General features: G+C 64.6%; 22 protein-coding genes and 1 tRNA gene. 9 read left to right on the forward strand and 14 right to left on the reverse strand.

Features of this window, described 5'->3' with window-relative positions; translation table 11 throughout:
* Positions 1-17: 17 nt before the first annotated feature.
* The 3 genes from ffh to LC060_RS12460 form a co-directional block, all read right to left on the reverse strand.
* Complete coding sequence (gene ffh / locus LC060_RS12450) at positions 18-1,487, reverse strand: signal recognition particle protein (protein ID WP_226635983.1); 1,470 nt, start codon at positions 1,485-1,487, stop codon at positions 18-20.
* Positions 1,488-1,704: 217 nt separating this feature from the next.
* Positions 1,705-1,780, reverse strand: a tRNA-Ala gene (locus LC060_RS12455).
* Between the two features lie 283 nt (positions 1,781-2,063).
* Complete coding sequence (locus LC060_RS12460) at positions 2,064-2,387, reverse strand: TIGR02300 family protein (RefSeq protein WP_226635984.1); 324 nt, start codon at positions 2,385-2,387, stop codon at positions 2,064-2,066.
* Between the two features lie 243 nt (positions 2,388-2,630).
* Between LC060_RS12460 and aroA the strand changes: the two genes are divergently transcribed.
* Positions 2,631-3,983, forward strand: coding sequence for a 3-phosphoshikimate 1-carboxyvinyltransferase (gene aroA / locus LC060_RS12465; protein ID WP_226635986.1), 1,353 nt, complete (start codon positions 2,631-2,633; stop codon positions 3,981-3,983).
* Complete coding sequence (gene cmk / locus LC060_RS12470; protein ID WP_226635987.1) at positions 3,980-4,603, forward strand: (d)CMP kinase; 624 nt, start codon at positions 3,980-3,982, stop codon at positions 4,601-4,603. The genes aroA and cmk overlap by 4 nt, the downstream gene beginning before the upstream one ends.
* Before the next feature lie 88 nt (positions 4,604-4,691).
* Here cmk and LC060_RS12475 read toward each other — a convergent pair whose 3' ends face one another.
* A complete protein-coding gene (locus tag LC060_RS12475; protein ID WP_226635989.1) occupies positions 4,692-5,720 on the reverse strand; it encodes an NAD(P)-dependent alcohol dehydrogenase in 1,029 nt (342 codons plus the stop codon).
* Between the two features lie 351 nt (positions 5,721-6,071).
* Here LC060_RS12475 and rpsA point away from each other — a divergent pair, with 351 nt between their 5' ends.
* From rpsA to gloB, 3 genes are all read left to right on the forward strand, one after another.
* Entirely contained in the window at positions 6,072-7,778 is a 1,707-nt protein-coding gene (gene rpsA, locus LC060_RS12480; protein WP_226635991.1) for a 30S ribosomal protein S1, read from the forward strand.
* Between the two features lie 221 nt (positions 7,779-7,999).
* Entirely contained in the window at positions 8,000-8,368 is a 369-nt protein-coding gene (locus LC060_RS12485; RefSeq protein ID WP_226635992.1) for a hypothetical protein, read from the forward strand.
* 83 nt (positions 8,369-8,451) lie between these two features.
* On the forward strand, positions 8,452-9,222 hold the full coding sequence (gene gloB, locus LC060_RS12490) for a hydroxyacylglutathione hydrolase (protein WP_226635994.1): 771 nt from the start codon (positions 8,452-8,454) through the stop codon (positions 9,220-9,222).
* Between the two features lie 46 nt (positions 9,223-9,268).
* Here gloB and LC060_RS12495 read toward each other — a convergent pair whose 3' ends face one another.
* Positions 9,269-10,087, reverse strand: a complete 819-nt coding sequence (locus LC060_RS12495) for a hypothetical protein (protein ID WP_226635996.1) — start codon at positions 10,085-10,087, stop codon at positions 9,269-9,271.
* Positions 10,088-10,491: 404 nt separating this feature from the next.
* Here LC060_RS12495 and LC060_RS12500 point away from each other — a divergent pair, with 404 nt between their 5' ends.
* Positions 10,492-11,586 carry a 5-methyltetrahydropteroyltriglutamate--homocysteine S-methyltransferase gene (locus LC060_RS12500; RefSeq protein ID WP_226635997.1) on the forward strand — a complete coding sequence of 365 codons (1,095 nt, stop codon included), beginning with the start codon at positions 10,492-10,494 and terminating at the stop codon, positions 11,584-11,586.
* A gap of 156 nt (positions 11,587-11,742) precedes the next feature.
* Here the strand turns inward: LC060_RS12500 and LC060_RS12505 are convergent, their stop codons facing one another.
* The 8 genes from LC060_RS12505 to LC060_RS12540 all read right to left on the reverse strand — a co-directional run bounded on the left by LC060_RS12505 (position 11,743) and on the right by LC060_RS12540 (position 18,496).
* Positions 11,743-12,324, reverse strand: a complete 582-nt coding sequence (locus tag LC060_RS12505; protein ID WP_226635999.1) for a hypothetical protein — start codon at positions 12,322-12,324, stop codon at positions 11,743-11,745.
* Positions 12,317-12,811 (reverse strand): ATPase, encoded by a 495-nt coding sequence (locus LC060_RS12510; protein WP_039394297.1) that lies wholly within the window; start codon positions 12,809-12,811, stop codon positions 12,317-12,319. The genes LC060_RS12505 and LC060_RS12510 overlap by 8 nt, the downstream gene beginning before the upstream one ends.
* A 111-nt stretch (positions 12,812-12,922) precedes the next feature.
* Positions 12,923-13,150: a F0F1 ATP synthase subunit C gene (locus LC060_RS12515; RefSeq protein WP_039394300.1), complete on the reverse strand. Its 228-nt coding sequence runs from the start codon at positions 13,148-13,150 to the stop codon at positions 12,923-12,925.
* Positions 13,151-13,202: 52 nt separating this feature from the next.
* Positions 13,203-13,988 carry a F0F1 ATP synthase subunit A gene (locus LC060_RS12520; protein ID WP_039394302.1) on the reverse strand — a complete coding sequence of 262 codons (786 nt, stop codon included), beginning with the start codon at positions 13,986-13,988 and terminating at the stop codon, positions 13,203-13,205.
* A gap of 72 nt (positions 13,989-14,060) precedes the next feature.
* A complete protein-coding gene (locus tag LC060_RS12525; protein ID WP_039394305.1) occupies positions 14,061-14,381 on the reverse strand; it encodes an AtpZ/AtpI family protein in 321 nt (106 codons plus the stop codon).
* A 328-nt stretch (positions 14,382-14,709) separates the two neighbouring features.
* Positions 14,710-15,111 carry a YdbL family protein gene (locus tag LC060_RS12530; RefSeq protein WP_226636001.1) on the reverse strand — a complete coding sequence of 134 codons (402 nt, stop codon included), beginning with the start codon at positions 15,109-15,111 and terminating at the stop codon, positions 14,710-14,712.
* The gene (locus tag LC060_RS12535; RefSeq protein WP_226636002.1) at positions 15,111-15,296 is read right to left on the reverse strand and encodes a YnbE family lipoprotein; all 186 of its coding nucleotides are present in this window, start codon (positions 15,294-15,296) and stop codon (positions 15,111-15,113) included. Before LC060_RS12535 ends, LC060_RS12530 begins: the two co-directional genes overlap by 1 nt.
* Before the next feature lie 95 nt (positions 15,297-15,391).
* Positions 15,392-18,496 (reverse strand): YdbH domain-containing protein, encoded by a 3,105-nt coding sequence (locus tag LC060_RS12540; RefSeq protein WP_226636005.1) that lies wholly within the window; start codon positions 18,494-18,496, stop codon positions 15,392-15,394.
* Between the two features lie 155 nt (positions 18,497-18,651).
* Between LC060_RS12540 and radC the strand changes: the two genes are divergently transcribed.
* On the forward strand, positions 18,652-19,422 hold the full coding sequence (gene radC / locus LC060_RS12545) for a RadC family protein (RefSeq protein ID WP_226636007.1): 771 nt from the start codon (positions 18,652-18,654) through the stop codon (positions 19,420-19,422).
* A 261-nt stretch (positions 19,423-19,683) separates the two neighbouring features.
* Positions 19,684-21,480, forward strand: coding sequence for an SLC13 family permease (locus tag LC060_RS12550; RefSeq protein ID WP_226636009.1), 1,797 nt, complete (start codon positions 19,684-19,686; stop codon positions 21,478-21,480).
* A gap of 15 nt (positions 21,481-21,495) precedes the next feature.
* Here the strand turns inward: LC060_RS12550 and LC060_RS12555 are convergent, their stop codons facing one another.
* On the reverse strand, positions 21,496-22,467 hold the full coding sequence (locus LC060_RS12555; protein ID WP_226636011.1) for an alpha/beta fold hydrolase: 972 nt from the start codon (positions 22,465-22,467) through the stop codon (positions 21,496-21,498).
* A 215-nt stretch (positions 22,468-22,682) separates the two neighbouring features.
* Here LC060_RS12555 and purB point away from each other — a divergent pair, with 215 nt between their 5' ends.
* A complete protein-coding gene (gene purB, locus LC060_RS12560) occupies positions 22,683-23,996 on the forward strand; it encodes an adenylosuccinate lyase (protein WP_226636013.1) in 1,314 nt (437 codons plus the stop codon).
* The last annotated feature ends 97 nt before the right edge of the window (positions 23,997-24,093 follow it).

Raw genomic sequence — 24,093 nt, forward strand, 5'->3', positions numbered from 1 at the left:
CTTACAAATGTTTGGAATTATTTCTTCAGAAACTTGCTGAGGTCCGGTCCACCGGCGCTGCCCGGTCCGCCGAGCCCGGGCAAACCGCCCTTGGCGCCGCCGCCCAGACCCTGGCCGCCCAGCCCCGGCATCGCGGCATCAAGACCGCCCTTGCCGAACATCGCGGCCAGCCCCTTGAGGCCGCCCATCTTCTTGATCTGCTTCATGGCCTTGGACATCTCCTGGTGCATCTTGAGCACCTTGTTGACGTCCTGGACCTGGGTACCCGAGCCGTTGGCGACGCGGATCTTGCGCTTGGCGTTGAGAAGCGCGGGGTTGGCCCGCTCCTTCTTGGTCATGGAGCCGATGATCGCCTCCATGCGCAGCAGCACCTTGTCGTCCATGTTCGACGCGGCCATCGCGGCCTTGGCCTTCTTCATGCCGGGCATCATGCCCGCCAGCATGCCGAGGCCGCCCATGCTCTGCATCTGGCGAAGCTGGGTGCGCAGGTCGTTGAGGTCGAACTTGCCCTGCTCCATGCGCTTGGCGAGTTCTTCGGCCTCCTCGACCTTGACCGCTTCGGCGGCCTTCTCGACCATCGAGACGATGTCGCCCATGCCGAGGATACGGTTGGCAACGCGGCTCGGGTGGAAGACCTCGATCGCGTCCATCTTCTCGCCGGTACCGGCGAACTTGATGGGCTTGCCGGTGACGGCACGCATCGAAAGCGCCGCACCGCCGCGCGCATCGCCGTCCATGCGGGTCAGCACGACACCGGTGAGATCGACTTCGCCCGCAAAGCTCTGCGCGACGTTGACCGCGTCCTGACCCGTCAGCGAGTCGACGACGAGCAGCGTCTCGCGCGGGGTCGCGATCCCGGCGACCGCCTTCATCTCGTCCATCAGCTGCTGGTCGACGTGGAGACGGCCCGCGGTGTCGAGCATCAGGACGTCCACGGCCTGCAACTTGGCGGCCTGCATCGCGCGGGTGGCGATTTCGGTCGGCTGCTGGCCGGCAATGATGGGAAGCGTGGCAACGCCGGTCTGCTCACCCAGGACCTTGAGCTGTTCCTGGGCGGCCGGACGGTTCACGTCCAGCGAGGCCATCATGACCTTCTTGCCCTGCTTGTCCTTGAGGAGCTTGGAAATCTTCGCCGTGCTGGTGGTCTTGCCCGAGCCCTGCAGACCAACCATCATGATGACGACGGGCGGGCTGGCGGCAAGATCCAGTTCGGGCGTCACATCACCGCCCAGGGTCTCGATCAATTCGTCATTGACGATCTTGACGACCTGCTGGCCGGGCGTAACCGAGCGCAGGACCGACTGGCCAATGGCCTTTTCGGTGACGCGATCGACGAAGCGGCGCACGACGGGAAGAGCAACGTCGGCCTCGAGCAGCGCGATGCGCACCTCGCGCATGGCGTCGCGGACATCCTGCTCCTTGAGCGCGCCGCGGCCACGCAGCTTGTCGAACACACCGCCGAGACGATCGGAAAGGCTGTCGAACATGACCTTGCTCCTCTTTGACAGACCACGCCTTGCAAAGCGACGAGACCCATCGAACGCCAAAAACGCCGGTGGGCGAAACCTCGCCGACCGACGCATGCGGGATAGTACGCGAAAAACGCCGGTGGACGAAACCTCGTCAACCAGCGTGGTACGCACATCGCGCGAAACTGATACAACAGAAGCCGCCCTCTTGCGAGAAGCGGCATCTGGTGGGAAATGGTGGAGCCTAGCGGGATCGAACCGCTGACCTCTACAATGCCATTGTAGCGCTCTCCCAGCTGAGCTAAGGCCCCGTGCCATTTCGAAAAACCGGTCTGGGAAGGCCGGTTTGTGTTACCGTTTGGAGCGTCGCCCCGTCCGGTGAAGCGCCATCTAGGGTAGGTCGGTCGGACTGGCAAGAACTTTTTTCAAAAAAATGAAATTTTTCTGCTCAGGCCAGAATTTGAGCCAATTCCAAGCCCTTGCCTGGCCATTGGCTCCCAACCTTGGCGCGCCGGGTGACCGGCGCCTGCCGGCCGATGCCCCTTGATACGTGGCATCGGCCCAGCTCCCGGGAGGCGCCCCGGGGAACGCGCCTTACTCGTCGCGCTCGTCGTCGTCGTCGCCGCCGCTCGAGATGCCCAGGTCGTCGTCGCCGCCCAGGTCCACATCGTTGTCGGGCGAATCGCCGTCGTCATCGATGTCCAGATCGTCATCGGCCAGGTCGTTATCCTGCTCCTCGACCTTTTCCTTCTTTTCCGTTTCCTCATAGGGGATCGGCTGCTTGGACTTGAGCACCGGCTCGGGCGTCCAGGTGTGGCCGCATTCGATGCAGGTCACCGGGTCGTCCTTGCCCAGGTCGTAGAAACGGGTGCCGCATTTCGGGCAGCCGTGCTTGGCGCCCCATTCAGGTTTGGCCATGAAATGTCCTCGTCTTGGGCGACCCGCGAAGACACGGGCGCTGGAAAAATCCGTTATATGATGGAAAGGCCCCGCTTCAAGATCAAGCACCCACGCACGAACCGGTACGAAGTCTGGCAGGCAGGGCGCACGATCAGGCATTGAAGCCACATCAGGGCGCGCGCCTTGCCATGGGCCGCTGCCGCTGTCAAAAGCCGCCGCGATTTTCCGCCCTTCGCCTAGCCCAGAAAGACGCCCTGCCCCGTGACTTCCTCTGCCCACGACGCCGCCTCTGCCACCCCGCGCCGCTTCACCGCGCAAGGCCCGCTCAAAGGGCGCATTCGCGTGCCCGGCGACAAGTCCATCAGCCACCGCTCGATCATGCTGGGTGCGCTCGCGGTGGGTGAAACCAAGGTCACCGGCCTTCTCGAAGGCGAGGACGTGCTGGCAACGGCCGCGGCGATGCGCGCGATGGGCGCGCGCGTGGAGCGCACGGGCGAAGGCGCCTGGACGGTCAATGGTGTGGGCGTGGGCGCGCTCCTGCAACCTCAGGGCCCGCTCGACATGGGCAATTCGGGAACCTCGACCCGGCTTCTCATGGGGCTTGTCGCCAGCCACCCGATCAACGTCAGCTTCACGGGCGATGATTCGCTCTCCAAGCGCCCGATGAACCGGGTGATCACCCCCCTCTCGCAGATGGGCGCCAGCTTCGAGGCAAGCGAAGGCGGACGGCTCCCCCTCATCGTGCGCGGCGCAAGCCCCTCCGTGCCGATCACCTACACGCTGCCCGTCGCCTCCGCGCAGGTGAAGAGCGCGATCCTGCTGGCGGGCCTCAACACGCCCGGCAAGACCACCGTGATCGAGCCCGTCCCCACCCGCGACCATTCCGAGCGCATGCTCAAGGGCTTCGGCGCCGAACTTGAGGTGGAGACGCAGGCCGACGGCACGCGCATCATCACCCTCACCGGCGAAGCGGAACTGAAGCCCCAGACCATCGAGGTTCCGGGCGACCCGTCCTCGGCGGCCTTCTTCCTTGTCGCCGCGCTCATCACGCCGGGCAGTGATGTCGTGATCGAGAACGTGGGCCTCAACCCCACGCGCGCCGGCCTTGTCGACGTCCTCATCGCGATGGGCGGCCAGATCGAGAAGCTCGACGAACGCGACGTCGGCGGCGAGCCGGTCGCCGACCTTCACGTGCGCCACTCCGCACTCAAGGGCATCGTGGTCGATCCGGCCGTAGCGCCCAGCATGATCGACGAGTTCCCCGCCCTCTTCGTCGCTGCATCGCTGGCGGAGGGCGTAACGACAACGAGCGGGCTCGATGAACTGCGCGTCAAGGAATCGGACCGGCTCGCAGTCATGGCGAGCGCCCTCACCGCCGCTGGCGCCACCCTGGAAGAGCGCGAGGACGGCCTTGTCATCACCGGCACCGGCGGCAAGCCCCTTCCCGGCACCCGCGCGGGCGTCGAGATCGCCACGCACCTTGACCACCGCATTGCCATGTCGATGGCCGTGGCGGGCCTGGCGAGCCAGGAGGGCGTGCTCGTCGACGACACCCGCCCCATCGCCACCAGCTTCCCCGTATTCGAATCGATGCTCGAAGGACTTGTCGCATGATCATCGCCGTCGACGGCCCCACCGCCTCGGGCAAGGGCACCATCGCCAAGGCGCTCGCCGCGCACTACAGCCTGCCGCATCTCGACACGGGCCTGCTCTACCGCGCGGTCGGGCGGCAGTGCGCGAAGAACGGGGGCAATCCCGACAACGCCGAGGACGCGCTGGCCGCCTGTGCGTTTCCCGACGACCTGCTGGCCGACCCGGAACTTCGCTCGGAGGTAACCGGGGGCCTGGCCAGCCGCGTTTCGATTCATCCCTCCGTGCGCCAGGCGCTCTACGAACGCCAGCGCAGCTTTGCCACGCAGCCGGGCGGCGCGGTCCTTGACGGGCGCGACATCGCCAGCGTCATCGCGCCCGAGGCCGAGGCCAAGCTCTTCGTGACCGCCAGCGTCGAGGCCCGCGCACAGCGCCGTTTCCTGGAAATGCAGGAGCAGAACCGCGACGTCGCGCTGAAGGACATCGCCGCCGACCTTGCCGCGCGCGACGAACGCGACCGGAGCCGCAAGGACGCTCCGCTGGTGATTGCCGCGGGCGCCGTCGAGATCGATACCTCGGACCTTCGCCGCGAGGAAGCCATCGCAGCCGCCATTGCCGCGGTCGAGGCCTTCCTCGCCGGATAACGCCAGGCTTGGCACGCACACAATGAAGAAAGGGCCGCAAGCGCTACGCTTGCGGCCCTTTCTTCATGCATCGCCATCAATCGCCGTGTCAGGGCACCAGCACCGCGCGCCCCGGCACCTTGCCCTCGCGCAGACGCTCATAGACCTTGGCGGCCTCATCAAGATCGTGCGTCTCGATATCCGCCTTGATCTGCCCGCTGCGAGCCAGCGCAATCACTTCCATCAGTTCCGCGCGCGTGCCCCAGTAGGGCACCATGACCTGTGTACCGTAGGGCAAGGACGTCGCATTGTAGCGCACCGTGCCCCCCGCCAGGCCAACCACCGTGAGGCGACTGTCGCGCCCGATCAGCGAGCTTGCCAGATCGATCGTCGGCTGCGCCCCGACGAAGTCGAGCGCCACGGTGACGCCCCGACCACCGACAAGATCACGAATTTCCTCCTCGGCGCCTTTCGAACCCGAATTGACGACCACATCCGCGCCCAGCTTGCGCGCCGTCTCCAGCTTGTCCGAGCTGATGTCGGCCGCCACGATGCGCGACGAACAGGTCGCCTTCAGGATCTGGAGAGCCATTTGGCCGAGCCCGCCGATCCCAGTGACCAGCACCGTCGCATCGGGCGTCAATTTCGCCTGTGCAGCCCTGATCGCATGGTAGGGTGTGAGAGCGGCATCGCTGAGCGGCGCGGCCTGCGCCGGATCGAGATCGCCCAGCGGCACCAAGAGGCGCGGATCAGGGACGATCATGTATTCGGCCATGCCCCCGTCGGAACCCAGACCGCCACCGAAGGTCGGCAGGCTCGCGTGGTTCTCACAGTAGTTTTCGGCCGACGTCTGGCAGTGGTGGCACGAACCGCACCCCCAGGGCCCGTAGACGGCAACGGCATCGCCCTCCTTCCAGCCCGTGACGCCCTGCCCCAGGGCCTCGATCCAGCCTGCGTTCTCGTGGCCCAGCGTGAAGGGCCCCTGAAACGGCACCTCGCCATCGAGCACGTGGAGGTCGGAGTGGCAGACACCCGCACCGCCGATCCGCAGGAGGACTTCCCCGGGCCCCGGCTCGGGCTTTGCGATATCGACGATTTCCGGCGGACGGCCGCCTTCGATGAAGCGCACGGCTTTCATGGCAATTCTCCTGCTCGTATCGAGTTCTCAACTATTCAACGACTTAAGCCTGATCGCGTTCCGGTGAATTGACAGCCATCAAGTGAATCCGAGCTGCGAGCCAGCTCGAACAGGAATTTTGCGCCCTCCCCCGTATACCCCGCCATTTCCCTTGCATTTCTCGCGCCACGGGCGTAGGGCGCGCCGGTTCGAGGGGCCGTTCATTCGGCTCCAAGAGCGCTGTGCAGGTATCCGGCCTGCATGGCAGTTCGGCCCTTTTGGCCCGTCGATGCAATGGTGCGGATGGCGGAGAAAGACCGGCGGAAACAACCGCCTGGCCGGAAAAACGTACAATCTGAGGATAACCTCTTAATGGCTACTTCTGCCAATCCGACCCGCGACGATTTCGCGGCGATGCTCGACGAGCAGCTCGGTGGCGTGGCTGACGACGGCTTCGAAGGCCGCGTCGTCAAGGGCACGATCACCGCAATCGAGAACGACAAGGCCGTCATCGACGTAGGCCTCAAGAGCGAAGGCCGCGTGCCGCTGCGCGAATTCGCGCGCGGTGAAGACGAGCACGGCCTCAAGGTCGGCGACGAAGTCGAAGTCTACGTCGACCGCGTCGAGAACGCCGACGGCGAAGCGATGCTGTCGCGCGACCGCGCCCGCCGCGAAGCGGCCTGGGACAAGCTCGAGAACGAATTCGGTGAAGGCAAGCGCGTCGAAGGCGTGATCTTCGGCCGCGTCAAGGGCGGCTTCACCGTCGACCTCGACGGCGCCGTGGCATTCCTTCCCGGCTCGCAGGTCGACATCCGCCCCGTGCGCGACGTCACCCCGCTGATGGACGTGCCCCAGCCCTTCCAGATCCTCAAGATGGACCGTCGCCGTGGCAACATCGTCGTGTCGCGCCGCGCCGTCCTCGAAGAGACCCGCGCCGAACAGCGCAGCGAGCTCATCGACAAGCTGAGCGAAGGCCAGGTCATCGACGGCGTCGTCAAGAACATCACCGACTACGGTGCGTTCGTTGACCTCGGCGGCATCGACGGCCTGCTCCATGTCACCGACATGAGCTACAAGCGCGTCAACCACCCGAGCGAAGTGATCGCCATCGGCGACACCGTCACCGTCCAGATCATCCGCATCAACCAGGACACCCAGCGCATCAGCCTCGGTATGAAGCAGCTGGAAAGCGATCCCTGGGAAGGCGCAGCGGTCAAGTACCCGGTCGGCGCGAAGCTCTCGGGCACGGTCACCAACATCACCGAATACGGCGCCTTCGTGGAGCTGGAGCCGGGCATCGAAGGCCTGGTCCACGTTTCGGAAATGTCCTGGACCAAGAAGAACGTCCACCCGGGCAAGATCGTTTCGACCTCGCAGGAAGTCGAAGTCATGGTTCTCGAGGTCGACTCCGACAAGCGTCGTATCTCGCTCGGCCTCAAGCAGGCTCAGCAGAACCCCTGGGAAGGCTTTGCAGAGCGTCACCCGGTTGGCTCGACCGTCGAAGGCGAAGTCAAGAACGCGACCGAGTTCGGTCTGTTCATCGGCCTCGATGGCGACGTCGACGGCATGGTTCACATGTCCGACATCGCATGGGGCATCTCGGGTGAAGACGCCCTGGCCCTGCACCGCAAGGGTGAGGTCGTCCAGGCCGTGGTTCTCGACGTCGACGTCGACAAGGAACGCATCAGCCTTGGCATGAAGCAGCTTGAGCGTGGCGCTCCGGCCGCTGGCGGCACGGTCACCGGTGGCAGCTCGCTGCGCCGTGGTGAAACCGTCACCGTCACCGTCCTCGAAGTCCGCGACGGCGGTCTCGAAGTCCAGGCTGGCGAAGACGGCGCGACCGGCTTCATCAAGCGTTCGGACCTCGGCCGTGACCGTGACGAGCAGCGCCCCGACCGCTTCCAGGTCGGCCAGAAGCTCGACGCCATGGTCACCGGTTTCGACCGTTCCAAGAAGCCGAACTTCTCGGTCAAGGCCCGTCAGCTGGCCGAAGAGAAGGAAGCGGTGGAGCAGTACGGTTCGTCGGACTCGGGCGCTTCGCTCGGCGACATCCTCGGCGAAGCTCTGAAGGCCCGTTAATCGGACCTTTCAGCCTCACCGAAGCTGAAATCACCAAGAGCCCGTCCGGAGCAATCCGGGCGGGCTTTTGCTTTTCGCATGGGAGGTTAACCTGCCCGGCATGACCCGAGCCGCCACATCCCCGAAGCCTGAGACCGGCTCCGCGAAGCATCCGCAAACACGGTTCACACGTGCGCACCGGCCATTTGCGTTACCGCCCCGGCTAGCCTAACGCAGGCCCCATGAGCCTTTCCCGCAAGAGCCCGCTCGGCACTCTCCTCCAGGCCCGGCGCGACCGCGTTGGCGCCCTCTTCGTCGCCCTCGCCATCATCACCGCTTTCCTGCCGCCAACCGCCTTTGCGCTGGTCGCCGGGCTTGAAGCGCTCGCGCTCGTCCTCGCCTTGCGCACGGCCCGCGCCATGGCGCCCGAGGAGCGCGCGCCCATGTCGATCCTCGGGCACATCTCGGCTGTCGCGGCCGGCTCGCTCGTCTGCGTGTTCTTCATCAGCCGCTACGTGCATTACATCAGCTTCCAGACCCAGGCGGTTGCCTCCGTCCTCCTGATCGGCGCGCTCGCCTTCCTGCTGCTGCTACGCCGCCCGGTGCACTGAGATCAGGCCACCAGCTCCCGACTTCCTTTGACACTTGGGACCCTTTGCCTAGACTCACAGCCACGCAAGGAGAGAGGAGCGCCATGCTCGAAGTTCACCAGTTTCCGTGCCTGAACGACAATTACGGCTACCTGCTGCACGACAGCGCCTACGGCGAAACGGTGTGCATCGACACGCCCGATGCCGAGGAATACTTGAAACAGGCTGGCCAGAAGGGCTGGCAGATCACCCAGATCTGGAACACCCACTGGCACCCCGACCACGCGGGCGGAAACCTAGCGATCAAGGCCGCCACCAATTGCACGATCACCGCGCCCGAAGGCGATGCGGGCAAGATCGAGGGCGTCGACCGAATGGTGAAGCAGGGCGACAACGTCAAGATTGGCGACCGTGAGGGCAAGGTGCTGGACGTGGGCGGCCATACGCTGGGCCACTGCGCTTACTGGCTTGCCGGCGCGCGAATGGCCTTCGTGGGCGACAGCCTCTTCGCGCTGGGCTGCGGGCGTATGTTCGAAGGAACGCCCGAACAGTTCTGGACCAGCCTCAAGCGGATCAAGGCGCTTCCGGACGACACGCTGATCTACTGCGCCCACGAATACACCGAAGCGAATCTCAAGTTCGCGCGTCACGCCGATCCCGACAACGCCGAGCTTGCCGCCTATGGCGAGGACATCGCCCGTTGGCGCGCCGATGGCCTCCCGACCGTGCCGACCAAGCTCCAGCGCGAACTCGCGACCAACCCCTTCCTGCGCGCCGACGATGCCGACCTTTCGGCCCGCTGGGCCCCCGAAGGCCACATGGGCGACCCGGTCGCGACCTTTGCCGCCCTGCGCGCCGCCAAGGACAACTTCTGAGCCCGGGCGGGCGGGCCCTTACGCAGGCCGCCCGCCCAAGCCTGCCTCAGCCGACCGTGAAGTCAAAGATGCGCGCGCTCATCGCGCCGCCCGCACCGGCTCCTGCCAACGCGTAGAGGAAACCGTATTCCCCCTTCTCCAGCGGCTCGGACACATCGATGAGATAGACCCCCGGTCGCACCTGCGAGAAGGTGAAGGCGATCCGGTCCTTGTCCATGACCCCCGTCTTGATCCCGCCGATGTTCTGGCTGCCAACGCGCGCCTCTCGGCGTCCGTCCTTCTGCTTGAGGCGTGTCAGCACGAGCTCGGATGGAGAGGCCACCGCTGTATTGAGACCACTCGACCATGCCGAGGCACCGCCCTGCTGAGGCTCATCGGCAAAGAAGACGAATCGCGGCTGGCGCTCGACCGCGATTCGCGAAGTCTCATTCTGGATCGTCGTCTTGATACTTGCCGAAGCGATGCCACCCGTCAGTGCAAAGCCGATGATCCCGCCGGTTTTGGCCTGGGTCGTAACCGTCGCCTCCATCTTTTCCATCCGGTTGCCGTAATAGGCATAGAGACCGGCCGGGTGCGGAACCTGCGGATCAGGCGAGGTCAGCGAAGGCTTGATCTCGGCAACGTAGCGGTTGCTGATGGCCGCAGCGATAACAGCCGAAGACACCCCTTCCTTCTTGAGTGCCAGCATATCATCGGTCGAGACATCAAAGTCGACCTTGTCCGCTTCGATCTTCGCGACAATCGCCGCATCGCCAAGTCCGACACGGCTCAGTTCAAGAAGCGTGTCGCGGCTGAGCGGATCGGCCAGCACGGGTCCGCACCACAGGATGGCGCACATGGCCGCGCCAACACCAAAAGTCTTCATGTTCCCCCCTTTTGCAGAGCTGCACGATACAGCCATGCCGCTTTAACGGGGCAAGGTGTAAATAAACTGGAAATGGTGCAGTTTCAGTGACCTTCTCTCAGCGTGGCGCAGCACAAATCACATATAAAGAACTCTTTATATCCACCTTGACGGTGCTGCGCCGCTGCGCTCTAAGGCAGGTGTCGCGGTTCGTGGCGCTGCAGTGCAGCATGCCCGGTTCGCGACCACGACACCACGAACCGCGCCGGGACATAAGGAGCCCTGCGGACGCGGAACAAGGCTGGCCTTCCCCTGCGTAGCCCCTTCTTCCGACCCTCCGCACACGCCCCTGCCCGCCGGACCCAGAACAGGCGTGTGGCCCCTCGCCGCACGCACAACGGACCAGCAAGAAGGGTCATACGTCCATGTCCAAACCCCGCTTTCGCGCCGACCACGTCGGTAGCCTGCTTCGCCCCGAGCCCGTCGCCAAGGCCCGTACCGAGGGTGCCGACGCGGCAACCCTGCGCGCCGCCGAAGACGCGACCATCCCCGACCTGATCAAGATGCAGGAAGAGGTCGGCCTCAAGGTTGTCACCGATGGCGAAGCGCGCCGCGCGTTCTGGCACTTCGACTTCATGGGCATGCTCGATGGCCTGGAACTGCGCACGCGCGACGAGGGCGTGCAGTTCCACGGCGTTAAGATCCCGCCGGTCCGCCCGACCATCACCGACACCCTCGGCTTCCCCGCCGACCACCCGATGCTCGAGCACTTCACCTTCGTGAAGGACCACACCACGGTCTGCCCGAAGATCTCGATCCCTGGTCCCTCGGCCGTGCATTTCCGCACCGATCCCTCGGACGTCCTGCCCGAGAAGTACCGCGACCAGAAGGTGCTGATGGCGGACATCGCCGCCACCTACAAGGCCGCGGTCGAGGCCTACTACGCCGCAGGCTGCCGCTACCTGCAGATGGACGACATCTTCTTTGCCTACCTCGGCGACCCCAAGCAGCGCGAACAGCGCCTGGCGATGGGCCAGGATCCCGACCAGCTCATCACCGACTACGCCTGGATGCTGAACGAGGCGATCAAGGACCGTCCCTCCGACATGACCATCGGCATGCACATGTGCCGCGGCAACTTCCGTTCGACCTACGCCGCGACCGGCGGCTACGACGCGGCGGCCGATGCCATCTTCAACGGCACCGATGTCGACATCTACTTCATGGAATACGACACCGACCGTGCCGGTGGCCTGGAGCCGCTCGCGCTCCTGCCCAAGGGCGACAAGCGCATCATGGCCGGTTTCATCACCACCAAGACGCCCGAACTGGAATCGATCGACGACATCAAGCGCCAGTTCGAAGCGGCCAGCAAGTTCGTCGACATCGACCAGCTCGGCATCGCGCCGCAGTGCGGCTTCTCCTCGACCGAGCACGGCAACTCGCTGACCGTCGATGACCAGCGCCGCAAGCTGGAACTCGTAGTCAACGTGGCCCAGGACATCTGGGGCGAAGCCTGATCCAACGCGTACGGTGCGCCGGTCTTCGGACTGGCGCACCGCACATCATCCAGGCGCTCGGGCCTATCTCCCGCGCAACAAAAAAGCCCCCGCCAAACGGCAGGGGCTTTTTTCGTGTTCGGATTGTCGCAGGGTCTACCGGGAGCCCCTGAACAATCAGATCCCGGAGATCGCCTGGTTGACGAGAACCTTGTCGGCATCGGCCGAGTGGTTTCCGGCAATGAGACCACGCGCAGCCGCGGTAGCCGCATCGGCAGCAACAGCGCGAAGGTCAGCAACGGCCGCAAGCTGGGCAGCACCGATCTTGTCTTCGGCCATCTTCTCGCGGCGGGCAATGACGTCCGCCGTGTCGGTTTCGGCCTTGGCAACGATGGCAACCGCTTCCTTGCGGGCATGCTCGAGCATCTCGGCGGCGTCCTTCTCGGCACCGGCGATCTTGTCGGCATACTCCTTGCGCAGGGCTTCCGCCTCGGCGCGCAGGGTCTTGGCTTCCTCGAGCTGGGCCTTGATGTCCGCGATGCGCGAATCAAGACCGCGGCCGATTGCCTTGGGAACGCCCTTCCACAGCGCGATGCCCAGAAGCACCAGCATCGAGGCGCTGACGACCATGGCCGGCGGGGCAACGCCCAGCAGCATCGGCTCGGCGTGGTGCTCGACACCCGCGTGGGTCTCGGCAGCCGCTTCGACGTGCGCGCCTTCGTTTTCCAGGGAGGACTGGACGGCAGGGGTATCAGCCATGGACCAGGTTCTCCTTCACGGCGGCGCGGACCTGGCCCTCGTCGAGCGAGAGACCGGCAACGCGGCCGATGATGTCACGGGCAGCTTCGGCTGCAACCGTTTCGATTTCGTCTGCCGCGGCCTTGCGGGCGGCAGCGATGCCAGCCTCGGCTTCGGCGATCTTGCCGTCGATCGTGACCTGGGCGGCGGCGAGGCGCTGCTCGGTTTCGGTCGCGGCCGTGGCACGGGCCTCGGCGATCAGGGCGTGGGCCTTGGCGCGGTTGGCGTTTTCACGCTCCCGCCAGGATTCCTCTTCGGCATCCGCCTGCTTGCGCGCGCGTTCGGCGGCAAGGAGGTCGTCGGCAATCTGGGTGTCGCGCTTCGCAACCGTGTCCATGACCTTCGGAACCATGCCCCGTCCGATGACGAAGAAGGTGAAACCGAAGAACACCAGCATCCAGAAGATCTGGCTGGAATAGGTTGCGGCAAGCTGTTCGATCTGAGGCATGGGTCAGCCCTGTGGTCGAGGTGGCCGGAAAAAGTGTTCCGCGATCCGGCTGCCCTACCAAAGGGTCAGGGCAGCCGGATGCGGATCAGTGTGGTCTGGATCAGTCCGCGATTACGCGGCGAAGATCAGCAGAGCCGCGATAACGAACGAGAGAAGACCGAGAAGCTCGGCACCGGCGAAGCCGATGAAGAGACGGCCCTGCTGCGCGTCGGCAGCACCCGGGTTGCGCAGCGCGCCTTCGAGGAACTTGGCGAACACGTTGCCCACGCCGATCGAGGCGAGACCAGCACCGATAGCGGCGAAACCTGCACCAAGCAGCTTTGCAGCTTCTGCGTCCATTTCAAAAACTCCCTTTGGTATGCCCGAATGTTTGAGGCGGTAAAACTTGAGATCAGTGAAGATTCTCGGCGTCGTTGAGATAGACGCAGGTGAGAAGAGCGAAAACGTAAGCCTGGATGCCGGCGACGAGCAGCTCGAGAGCGCAGATGCCGATCATCAGGATGAAGCTGGGCAGGCCGGCAATGGCGAAGAGGCCAATGTTGGCGTTGCCCGAGTCGATCACGAAGCTGGAGAGCACTTCGAGCAGAACGTGGCCAGCCATCATCGCAACGAAGAGACGCAGGCCAAGGCTGAACGGACGCACCAGGAACGAGACGAGTTCGACGAAGAAGATCGGAACCACCATCGCAGCAGGCGTACCGTGCGGCACGAACAGCGAGAAGAAGTGCAGCTTGTGCTTCGCAAAGCCAACGATCAGCACGATCGCGAAGGACATGATCGCCAGAACACCGGTCGCCGAGAAGTGGCTGGTGAACGTGAAGGCGTGCAGGCCCAGGACGCCGATCGGAAGAAGACCGAGGACGTTGGCGAACAGAATGAACATGAAGAGCGAGAAGATGTACGGGACATACTTCTTGCCGTTGGGGCCGACATTGGCGGCCAGCATGCCGTCCACGAACCCGGTGAAGGTTTCCACCGCCATCTGCCAGCGACCGGGAACGAGCTGACGCTTCGAGCCCCCCGCCACGAAGATGAGAAGCGCCACGGTGGCGATCGCCATCCAGAGCGCACTGTTCGTAAAGGCGATATTATACCCCGCGATGGACCAGTGACCTGAGCCGAACAACGGCTCGATGGTGAACTGGTGCATCGGATCGACCTTCGCTTCGGCTGCCACGCGAATATCCCTGTCGCCTGTGAACGGCAGCGCCCTTGTCTGACCTCCTTGCCCCATCGAAAAATGGAGAGATCAGTCCGGGCGCCGGTTCGTAATCCGGATAATGTTCCTGAAGGCAATGAATATTCCGAAGAACATCATCCCCAACAGACCCCAGGGGCTTGTACCTGCGAAATGGTCAATGAGCCACCCCAGGAACAGGCCACCTGCAATTCCCCCCAGCAGCTCCGAAAGAACGCGGTTTCCGATGCGGTAATTCTCATCGGCTTCCACGCCTGCTTTCGGCTGGTTGCGCACTTCCTCGCGCTCGCGGAGGTCCTTCAACCTCTCGTCGAGCGCCCGGATGCGCGCATCCTCGCCAACAGGGCCTTGGACGGGGTCCTTATCGCTCATGTCCTTAGCTCCTTTTATCAATCAGGAACGAGTGACGCGTTCGACAGTTGCCCGTCTTGGGCGCCGACCCCTTAGGGTGGGGCTTTTCCCGAGTCAACCATGGCAGCCACATGACGAACCACCGATCTGCACAGGCTGGCCCGTCACGACCCTGCACTGCGAATTGGAAGTTAGCGATAACCTAATTCACCAGCCCCGTAAAAGTGCGGCATCGAGCATCAAAATAGAATTGTCCTACAAAAGCGAAAGGCCCTCTCCCGTTTTTCAGGAGAGAGCCTTTGCATAAGACCTAAGTCGAAGAGAAGAAATTCTATGGGTTCCGCCGTATTCAGGGGCACTTGGGATCGCGTTCGGGCGCACCCGACCCGCGCGTCTTCCAACTTCCGTCCAAACCCTCGTACTTCTCGCCAGGCGAGGTTTCCGCGATAAGGCGGCAAGCCGTGGTGAACGCGTATTCGTCGATCGTGCTCGACAGGCTGGCGGCCTTCGAGGTGTAGATCGCACGGCGCTTGTTGTTGATATCCCGCACCATCGAGCGCACGTCCGCGCTCTGGCTGCCGACCACGCCGAGATAGCCGTTGCGCTGCTCGCCAACCTGGCCTTGCGCCTTGGCCGCGGCATAGGCCTCGCCGCGCGCCTGGGCACCAGCCGGTGCGGCCATGCCCAGACCCGCCAGCATGGCAAGGGCCAGCGTCGCTGCGGCCACGGGTTTCTCGATAAGGCTGCGCATCAGAAGATCTCCGGATTTTCCTCAATGGTGTTCGCGGCATCGGCGGCCAATCGGTAGATAACCTCCTGGCGGATATTGATGTTGAGCTCGATCACGATGGGCTTGTCGGGTGCGGACACATTCACGCAGCCCCCCAGCATCGGTATCACGCCCAGCCCCAGTCCTGCCAGTGCCATCGCCCGCATCACGGACCTCACTCCCTTGCCCTGCTTCAGGTTCGCCCGGCGAACCGTGCGCGTTCCTTTTGCAGCGAAGGGCGGTGTGGTCAAATTACACGTAATCATGGAGTGTCCTCGCTGACTGGAGGCTGAATGGAGATGAACGGAGCGACAGCGCCCTCTTCGGCCTTGGATGTCCCATCCCTGGCGACAAGGCCGAGCTCGCGCGGATCGACCACGTAGTTCGAATCGTAGAGCGAGCGCATGTTGCCGAAGAGCTGGAAGAACGGTGCCTGGATGTTGACGATGAAGCGCACCGGGAGCTTCGCGATCTGGCGGGTCAGGAAATTGCGCTTGGCCCCGGTTCCCTGGCTGATCCCGGCAAAGCGCAACTGGGTGATGATTTCACCGGAAAGCGAGCCGTTGAGCGTCACCTCCATCGTCTTGTAATCAATCGACTTGAGCGCATCGAACGCAAAGTTGCCCATGGTCGAGAGATCTTCGTAACTGAGCGCCCCGACATAGGCGACATTGCCGCCCGGCTCGCGCGCGACGAGGCTACCGTTCTCGATCCGCGCGCCGTTCTGGTCGTAGACGATCGGCAACTGGCCATCGAAGACGCCGCTCGCCGAGATGTTGTCGAGTTCCATGTGCCGCACGAGGCTGGCTGCGTTCAGGCCCTTGACGTTCAGCGTGTAGCGCCGGGTCTCGAGCGCGCCGACCGTCATCGTGGTGGGCGCGAGCGTCAGCTCTCCGTCCATGAACGGCCACTTCGCGCCGTTCACGACAAGGCGATAATCGGGCTGCATCTCGAAGGAAATTGCCCCGTTGGTGACCTCGATACCCGGATTGATCGAGGCGACGGCAAGGCGCTGGTCGGGAGCCGTGACCATGCCGAGCAGGTCGGTGAAGACAACCTCGCCCGACAACCCCTCGACAGGCCCAAAGGGCGCTGCAAAATCAAGGCCGTCGCTGGCAAAGCGACCGCGACTGGTAATGGCATCGCCCTTCCAGTCGATCCGCCCCGTTCCCGTCACCGTGCCTTCGACGAGCGAGACAAGGCCGCGCAGGTTGGTCGACAGCTGTTCGGGCTGAAGATTGTCACCAAAGGTCAGCCCATCAACCGCGAGATCGGCATGCCCGTGCAAGGTGCCCAGATCATGGACGATGTCCACACGGCCCACGGCACGATCCGATTGCGGTTCGCGCAACCGGGCCGAGGCAGAAATCACGTTGTCGGCGAGCTCCAGCGAAGCGCCGCGCGCCACCATCGGCTCGAAGCGGGCGTCCTTCTGCCTGTCGACAAGCACGAACTGCGAATCGTCGAGCCGCAGCACGCCCCCGGCATAGCTCCAGTTCCCGGCGACCTCGTGCAGATCGAGCGGCACGGCCGCGAGCGCGACGTCCGCATTCTCAAAGGTGCCCGCGACATCTCCAGAGAGATCGGCCGTCAGGTTGGCAATGGCAAAACGCGAGGGCGCCGCCTCAGGCCCCAACGCCACGGCGATATCGCTTGCCGCAAGCGTTCCGGGATAGGCGAGACCAACCGGACCGGTCGCCAGCCGCACTTCGGATTCGCCGAGATGACCGGAAAGTTCAAGCCCAGGAGCCCCCGCTGCAAACGTGAAACCGCCACGGTCATAGCGCGCCATCGACCCACCCTTGGGAGGGCATAGCGAAAGGCGGTTCGCATCGAGCGTGAGATTCGCCATGGAGAGTGCGTCGAAAGTGACCGTGGTGCACGAGGACCAGAGCGCAAGATCGCCATTGCCCTTCCAGCGCCCCGAGACCGGCACGCGCAAGTTGCGGACGGCCCCGCCCGGCAGCGCCCCGCCCAGCCGTACTTCGCCCGTCATCTCCAGATCGCCATTGGCGCGCTGGCGCAGGACCATCTCGGGGATCGCGACATGGTCCTCGCCCGCGCGGTAATCGGCCATCTGCACGTGGAAGGCCGTCTCGCCCGAATCGCGCGTTTCCATGCGCCCGTTGAGGCGCGGCAACCCGCGGCCAGATGTCATGAAGTTGCCCGAGACACGCGGCGCACCATCGGCCAACAGCATCTGCATGCGCGAGAGTTCGAGCAGGCTTTCGCCGCTGCGCGCCCGCACCCGTGCCTGGGGCACGACCACGCTGCGTCCGCGTGCATTGCTGCGCGCGATGAGCCGCGCTTCGAGCGTGCTCCCGCGCAGCTGGCGAGCAAGATTGACGCGAATCTGGTCCGCAAGCCCGGCGACCAGGGAACCTTGCGTGCTGCGCGCCAGATCCTGAAGCGCCGACGCCAGACCGGAACCGGGCCGCAGATTCTCACCTGCAAGGTCGGTCTCGAGCGAGAGCGTCTCGAAACCCGCGCTCGCCCGTGCCGTACCGCTGAGTTCAAGCCGGGAAAGATGGAGCGGCGCGCCGCCCGGGTCCTTTGCGGCCAGATCATAGCGCGCATTGAGACTGCCGCCCCGGTAGGTGACCTGCGCCGAACCTTCGAGCGCTGCGGCGCCAGCATCGGCCATGCGCAACCGCTGCGCGGAGAGGTCCAGCGAGGCGCGGCCGCCATCCAGCGTGTCGTCGAGTTCAAGGTCGAGGTCGAGCCCGGCTTTCGCGAGCGATGCCCCCTGCCCTTCACAGGTAAGATCCTCGAGCCGCAAGGGCCCTTTCAGACGCGGTCGCCCCGCCGCCACGGACAGCTTGCCGTAAAGGCTCGCCGAACCGCTGGAGCAGCCCGCATAGGCCAGCGCAGGCGCCTTTGCGGCAAGTTCCCCCTCGAAGCCACCGCGCAACGCGCCCTGGCCTTCGAGGCTGATCCCCACGCGCCCCGCATCGGTCACGAGCAACGCGCCGCCATCCTTCACGGCCAGATCGAAATCGGGAAGCTGCGTCGGCTCCGTGCTTTGCGGATCAGCAAAGAGGACCTTGTCGAGCGAGCCGAAGCTGACGCTGCCGTTCTTCACCCGGCCATAGAGACGCGGGCGCACAAGGGTGATGCGGCCAAGGCCCGGCAATCCGAAGTGCAGCCGCGTGGCCACACGCACCTCTGCGATCGTCAGATCGGGATGCGCTGGATCGCCGATCACGACGTTGCGCACGATCTGCTCGTCGGGCCCGATCTGGACGATGTCGTAAGTGGCTGGGAGCCCCAGCGCGGAAAGTTCGCTCTGGACAAGATTGTCGGCGATATCTTCCCGCGCGGTCCAGACGCCACCAAGCACCATGGCCCCGGCGACACCGACACCCAAAGCGATTCGCCGGCGTCGCCCCCGGCGCGCAGCGACAGGCCGCGCCGCTTCCTCAGCGACGCGCTCTTCTTCGTTACTTTCCAGGGACTCGTCTTGCGCCATGCGCTCCATCACTTGCGCTGTGCGCGCCGGAAAGGCAATTGTCAGAGCCAACGATGGCAGACGATACCCCCCTCTTTCCTGAACGGACCGAAAGCCAGCCCGCGCGCGCCGAGACGAAGGTTGCGCACGACAGAGCGAAGGCGAAAGACGCAGGGAGTGACACCTCGGGCCACCGCACGCGTCTCCGCCAGCGCCTGCTGGGCGGCGGAGACGAGGCGCTGGCCGACCACGAAGTGATTGAATTGCTTCTGATGCAAGCCGTTCCCCGGCGCGACATGAAGCCGCTTGCCCGCAGTCTTCTTGGCCGTTTCGGCACGCTGGCAGGCGTCCTTCAGGCCGACCCTCGCACGCTGGCCCTGCACCCCGGCATGGGCGAGGCAACCGCTGCGGCGCTGCGCATCGTCACCGTCGCGGCAACCCGGCTCGCGCGCCAGAAAGTGCGCGAGACCCCGGTGATAGGCTCCTGGCAGGCGCTGATCGATTACCTCACCATCGACATGGCGCACCTCACGCTGGAGCGCGTGCGCGTGCTTTATCTCAACACCAAGAACATGCTCATCCTCGACGACCTGGTGGGCGAAGGATCGATCGACGAGGCCGCGATCCACCCGCGCGAGGTCATCCGCCGCGCCCTCGACATCGGGGCCAGTGCCCTCATCCTGGTGCATAATCATCCGTCCGGCTCGCCCGAGCCCAGCCGCGCCGACATCGACATCACGACGCGCATTGCCGAGGCCGGACGCCTGCTTGGTATCACCGTCCACGACCATATCGTGATCGGCCGCGAGGGGCATGTATCACTGCGCGCCAAAGGCCTGATCTAGAAGGCGGCTTGCACGCGCCACTGTTCCTGGCAGGTGGGCAAGGCGGCGGACATCCGACAGGCGGAAGGAACTGCAAAATGACTAGGGCACCCGCACATGCGCGGCCACCAGTGCCAGCACGAAACGGGGCCCAACTTTTTCTAATGCCCCCTCAATTAAATCAACTTTTTTAGTAGTAAACAAAGCCTTTGCGCGCTGCACAATTGTCGCTAGACCCTTGCACGAAGCGCTGGGTTCCCAGCGCAATCGATAGGGGAATGGATGCATTTCGGTCTGGATCTGGCTTCACCGCTCGTCATGGCGCCGTTGCTTGTTCTCCTCTTCCTTGCCTTTGCCTTCGAGCTCGCCGCGCCCGAAGTCGTGGCGCTGGGCCTTGTCGCGGTGCTGCTCCTGCTGGGCATCATCGCGACCGATGACGTGCTCGAGGCGATGGGCAACCCCGCCCCGCTGACGATCGTGAGCATGTTCATCATGTCCTCGGCGCTGGTGCGAACAGGTGCGCTCGACTTCTTCTCGTCCTGCATCACGGGCCTTGGCCGCACACACCCCTTCTTGTGCATGTGCGTATTCCTCGGCCTGATCGCCACGATCTCGGCGTTCACCAACAACACGCCGCTGGTGATGATGATGATCCCGGTGGGCATGACGATTGCCCGCGAACTCGACATTCCCGCCTCGCGCGTGCTCATGCCGATTTCCTTTGCGGCCGTTCTGGGCGGCACCGTCACCCTGCTCGGCACCTCGACCAACATCCTGGTCGATGGCGTCGCGCGCCGCGCTGGCATCGAGCCCTTCGGCCTCTTCGAGATCGCGCCGGTCGGCATTATCGTCGCCACCATCGGCGTCATCTGGCTCGCTGTGTCGAACAAGCTGCTCCCCGAACGCCAGACCGTGGCAAGCCTGGGCAATGGCAGCGACAACAAGCGCTTCGTCGTCTCGATCTTCATCGAGGCAGGATCGCCCTATATCGGCCAGCCCCCCAAGACCATCGACCTGCTCTCGCGCAGCGAACGCCGCCTTGTCGACGTGCTGCGCGGCGACCAGTCGCTGCGCCGCAACTTTGCCGCACAGACGTTGGAGGAAGGCGACATTCTGGTCCTGCGCACATCTGCAAGCGACCTCATGTCCCTGAAGGAAGCCGGGCGCATCTCGATGACCGCCGCGTCCACCACCGACCCGCACCTCGTCCAGCTCTCGACGCGCAACTCGGTCATGGCCGAGACGCTCCTGGCTCCAGGCGCCGAGATTATCGGGCATACCCTGTTCGAGCTGCGCCTGCGCCGCCGCTACGGCGTCTACCCGATCGCACTTCACCGCAAGGGCACGAACCTTGAGGACCGCTTCGAGCGCGTCCCTCTCGAAGTGGGCGATACACTCCTGATCGAAGGCGCGCCCGAAGATCTGCGCCGCCTCGTCGAGGACCAGCAGCTCGTCAACATCGCCGAGCCGACCTCGCGCGGCTTTCGCCGCAACAAGGCCTGGATCGCGATTGCGACAATGCTGGGTGTAGTGGTCGGCGCTGCGTTCGACCTCATGCCGCTCGCGGGCCTCGCCGTCATGGGTGTCGCCGTGGTTCTTGCGGGGCGCTGCGTCGAACCCGAGGAAGCCTTCCGCTCGGTCGACTGGCGCATCATCGCGCTGATCGTGGCCATGCTCTCGATCGGCACGGGGCTGGAACGCTCAGGGTTGGTTGAAACCATCGTCGGCTGGGCCACGCCCTGGCTCGGCAGCCTGGGTCCGATTGCCGCTCTTGCTGCAATCTATTTCCTCAGCCTGTTCCTGACCGAACTTGTCACCAACAACGCGGTGGCCGTCGTCGTGACCCCCATCGGGATCACGCTGGCCCAGGCGCTGCATGTCGACCCGCGCCCCTTCGTGGTCGCGGTCATGTTTGCCGCCTCGGCGAGCTTCCTCACGCCCATCGGCTACCAGACCAACACCCTCGTCTACAGCGCGGGCGGGTACAAGTTCACCGACTTCTACAAGTACGGTTTTCCGCTCACGATCCTGGTGTCCATCACGACGCTGATTGTGATCCCGATGATCTGGCCCTTCTGATCCCGAGGAACTGGATCAGGGCGCCGGGCTCTCCAGTGCCTGGATCAGGCGAGGTTCGAACTCGTCCGGCGCCTCGACCTGGGGCGAATGGCCGCGCCCTTCGAACCAGACGATGCGCGCATCGGGCATGCGCGCCGCAGCATCCTCGACCACCTCGGGAATGGGCCTCAGCCGCACCTTCACCGCATCGGGGGCCTGCCCCTTGCCGAAGGTCGTCGTGTCGAGCCGGCCGATCATCAGCGTGACGGGCACCTTCAGGTTGCCGAACTCGTGCGAGACCGGCTGGGTCAGGATCATCTCGGCGGTCTTGGCCTGTGCAATCTCGACTTTGTCGTCGTCTTCGGTCGCATACTGCCCGGCGAGCATGTCTACCCAGCGGTCGTAATCCGCACGCCATTCGCCGTGGTAGTAGGTCCGCAGCTGATAGCCCTTGATCGAGGCACGGTCCTTGGCGCGTTCAGCCGCGATCAGCTTGTCGAGCGGCACATAGGGCACCCCCTGCTCCATCCGGTCGACAAGCCCCAACGGATTGATCAGCAGCAGCCGCGACGTGTCGTCCGGGAACATCAGCGCATAGCGCAAGGCCAGCATCCCGCCTGTCGAATGCGCCAGCATGATCGGCTTCTCCACACCCTGCGCCTCCAGCAGGCGGTGCGTGGCATCGGCCATCAGCGCGAGCGTGTACTGCGCGCTCGCCGGTTTCGAGGACTTGCAGAAGCCCAGCTGGTCGGGAACGATCACCCGGTATCCCGCCGCCAGGAGCGCGCGCGCCGTGCTCTCCCAGGTCGCCGCACAGAAGTTCTTGCCGTGGAGGAGCACCACACTCTGCCCGTTGGGCTGCTTCGGCGCGACGTCCATGAAGGTCATCTGCGCGTCCTCATCCCCCACGCGCACGGCGAAGCGCTTTTCCGGCCAGGGATAGGCGAACCGCTCCAGGTTGCTGCCCAAGGGCGCCACGTCCTGTGCGGCGGCTCCGTTCGCGCTCAAGATACTCAGAGCAAGGGCGGCGGTAGCGGGTACAAGACGGCGTAGGGGCACGAAATTTCTCCAACCGGGGATGCGGGTTCCTAGACCAAGCGCGCAAGGGCACGGAAGGCTCCTGCCAAAAAAGTCACCCCGCTCATCGGGTAGCCTTGCGCCTTGCACTTGCCTTTCGCCCGAAGCGGCCCTAGCGGACGCCGCGTCAGCCAAAGGAGTCTTGCATGGTCCCCCGTTACGCCCGCCCCGCCATGACCGCGATCTGGGAGCCCGAAGCGCGCTACCGCATCTGGTTCGAGATCGAGGCGCACGCCGCCGTCAAGATGGGCGAAATGGGCACCGTCCCCGAAGCCGCCGGCAAGGCCCTGTGGGACTGGTGGGCCACCAACCCCAAGGTCGACGTCGAAGCCATCGACGCCAAGGAAGCCGTCCTCAAGCACGACGTGATCGCGTTCCTCGACTGGGTCGCCGAACAGGTTGGCCCCGAAGCGCGCTTCATGCACCAGGGCATGACCAGCTCGGACGTCCTCGACACCACGCTCAACGTCCAGCTCGTGCGCGCCGCCGACATCCTGCTCGCTGACCTCGACGAGCTTCTCGCTGCAATCAAGCGCCGCGCGATGGAGCACAAGTACACCCCCTCGATCGGCCGCAGCCACGGCATCCACGCCGAGCCGGTCACCTTCGGCCTCAAGCTCGCCGAAGCCTATGCCGAGTTCGCGCGCGCCAAGAAGCGCCTGATCGCGGCGCGTGAGGAAATCGCGACCTGCGCCATCTCGGGCGCGGTCGGCACCTTCGCCAACGTCGATCCGGCCGTGGAAGTCTACGTCGCCGAGCAGATGGGCCTCGAGATCGAGCCCGTCTCGACCCAGGTCATCCCGCGTGACCGCCACGCCATGTTCTTTGCAACGCTCGGCGTCATCGCCAGCTCGATCGAGCGCGTCGCCGTCGAAGTGCGCCACCTCCAGCGCACCGAAGTGCTCGAAGCCGAAGAATACTTCTCGCCGGGCCAGAAGGGCTCGTCGGCCATGCCGCACAAGCGCAACCCTGTTCTCACCGAGAACCTCACCGGCCAGGCCCGCATCATCCGCTCCTACGCGATGCCCGCGATGGAGAACGTGGCGCTGTGGCACGAGCGTGACATCTCGCACTCCTCGGTCGAGCGCTTCATCGGCCCTGACGCCACGATCACGCTCGACTTCGCGCTCGCGCGTCTCACCGGCGTCATCGACAAGCTGCTCGTCTACCCCGAGCGCATGCAGAAGAACCTCGACCGCATGGGCGGCCTCGTCCACTCGCAGCGCGTCCTGCTCGCCCTCACCCAGGCGGGTCTCTCGCGCGACACCTCCTACCGCCTTGTCCAGCGCAACGCGATGAAGGTGTGGGAATCGGACGGCCAGCTTTCCCTCATGGAGCTGCTCAAGGCCGACGAGGAAGTGACCGCCGCACTCACCGAGGCGCAGATCGAAGAGAAGTTCAACCTCGACTACCACTTCAAGCACGTCGACACGATCTTCGATCGCGTCTTCGCCGACTGAGACGCGCAGCACGCAGCGCCGATGCCGCAGGGCCGATGATCCGGGGCCTTCCCTTACCCCGCTTTCGGCCTTAGCATCGGCGCTTCGCCGCGCCCGG

It is taken from the genome of Novosphingobium profundi (genome assembly GCF_020524485.1).
GTDB classification, from domain to species: domain Bacteria; phylum Pseudomonadota; class Alphaproteobacteria; order Sphingomonadales; family Sphingomonadaceae; genus Novosphingobium; species Novosphingobium profundi_A.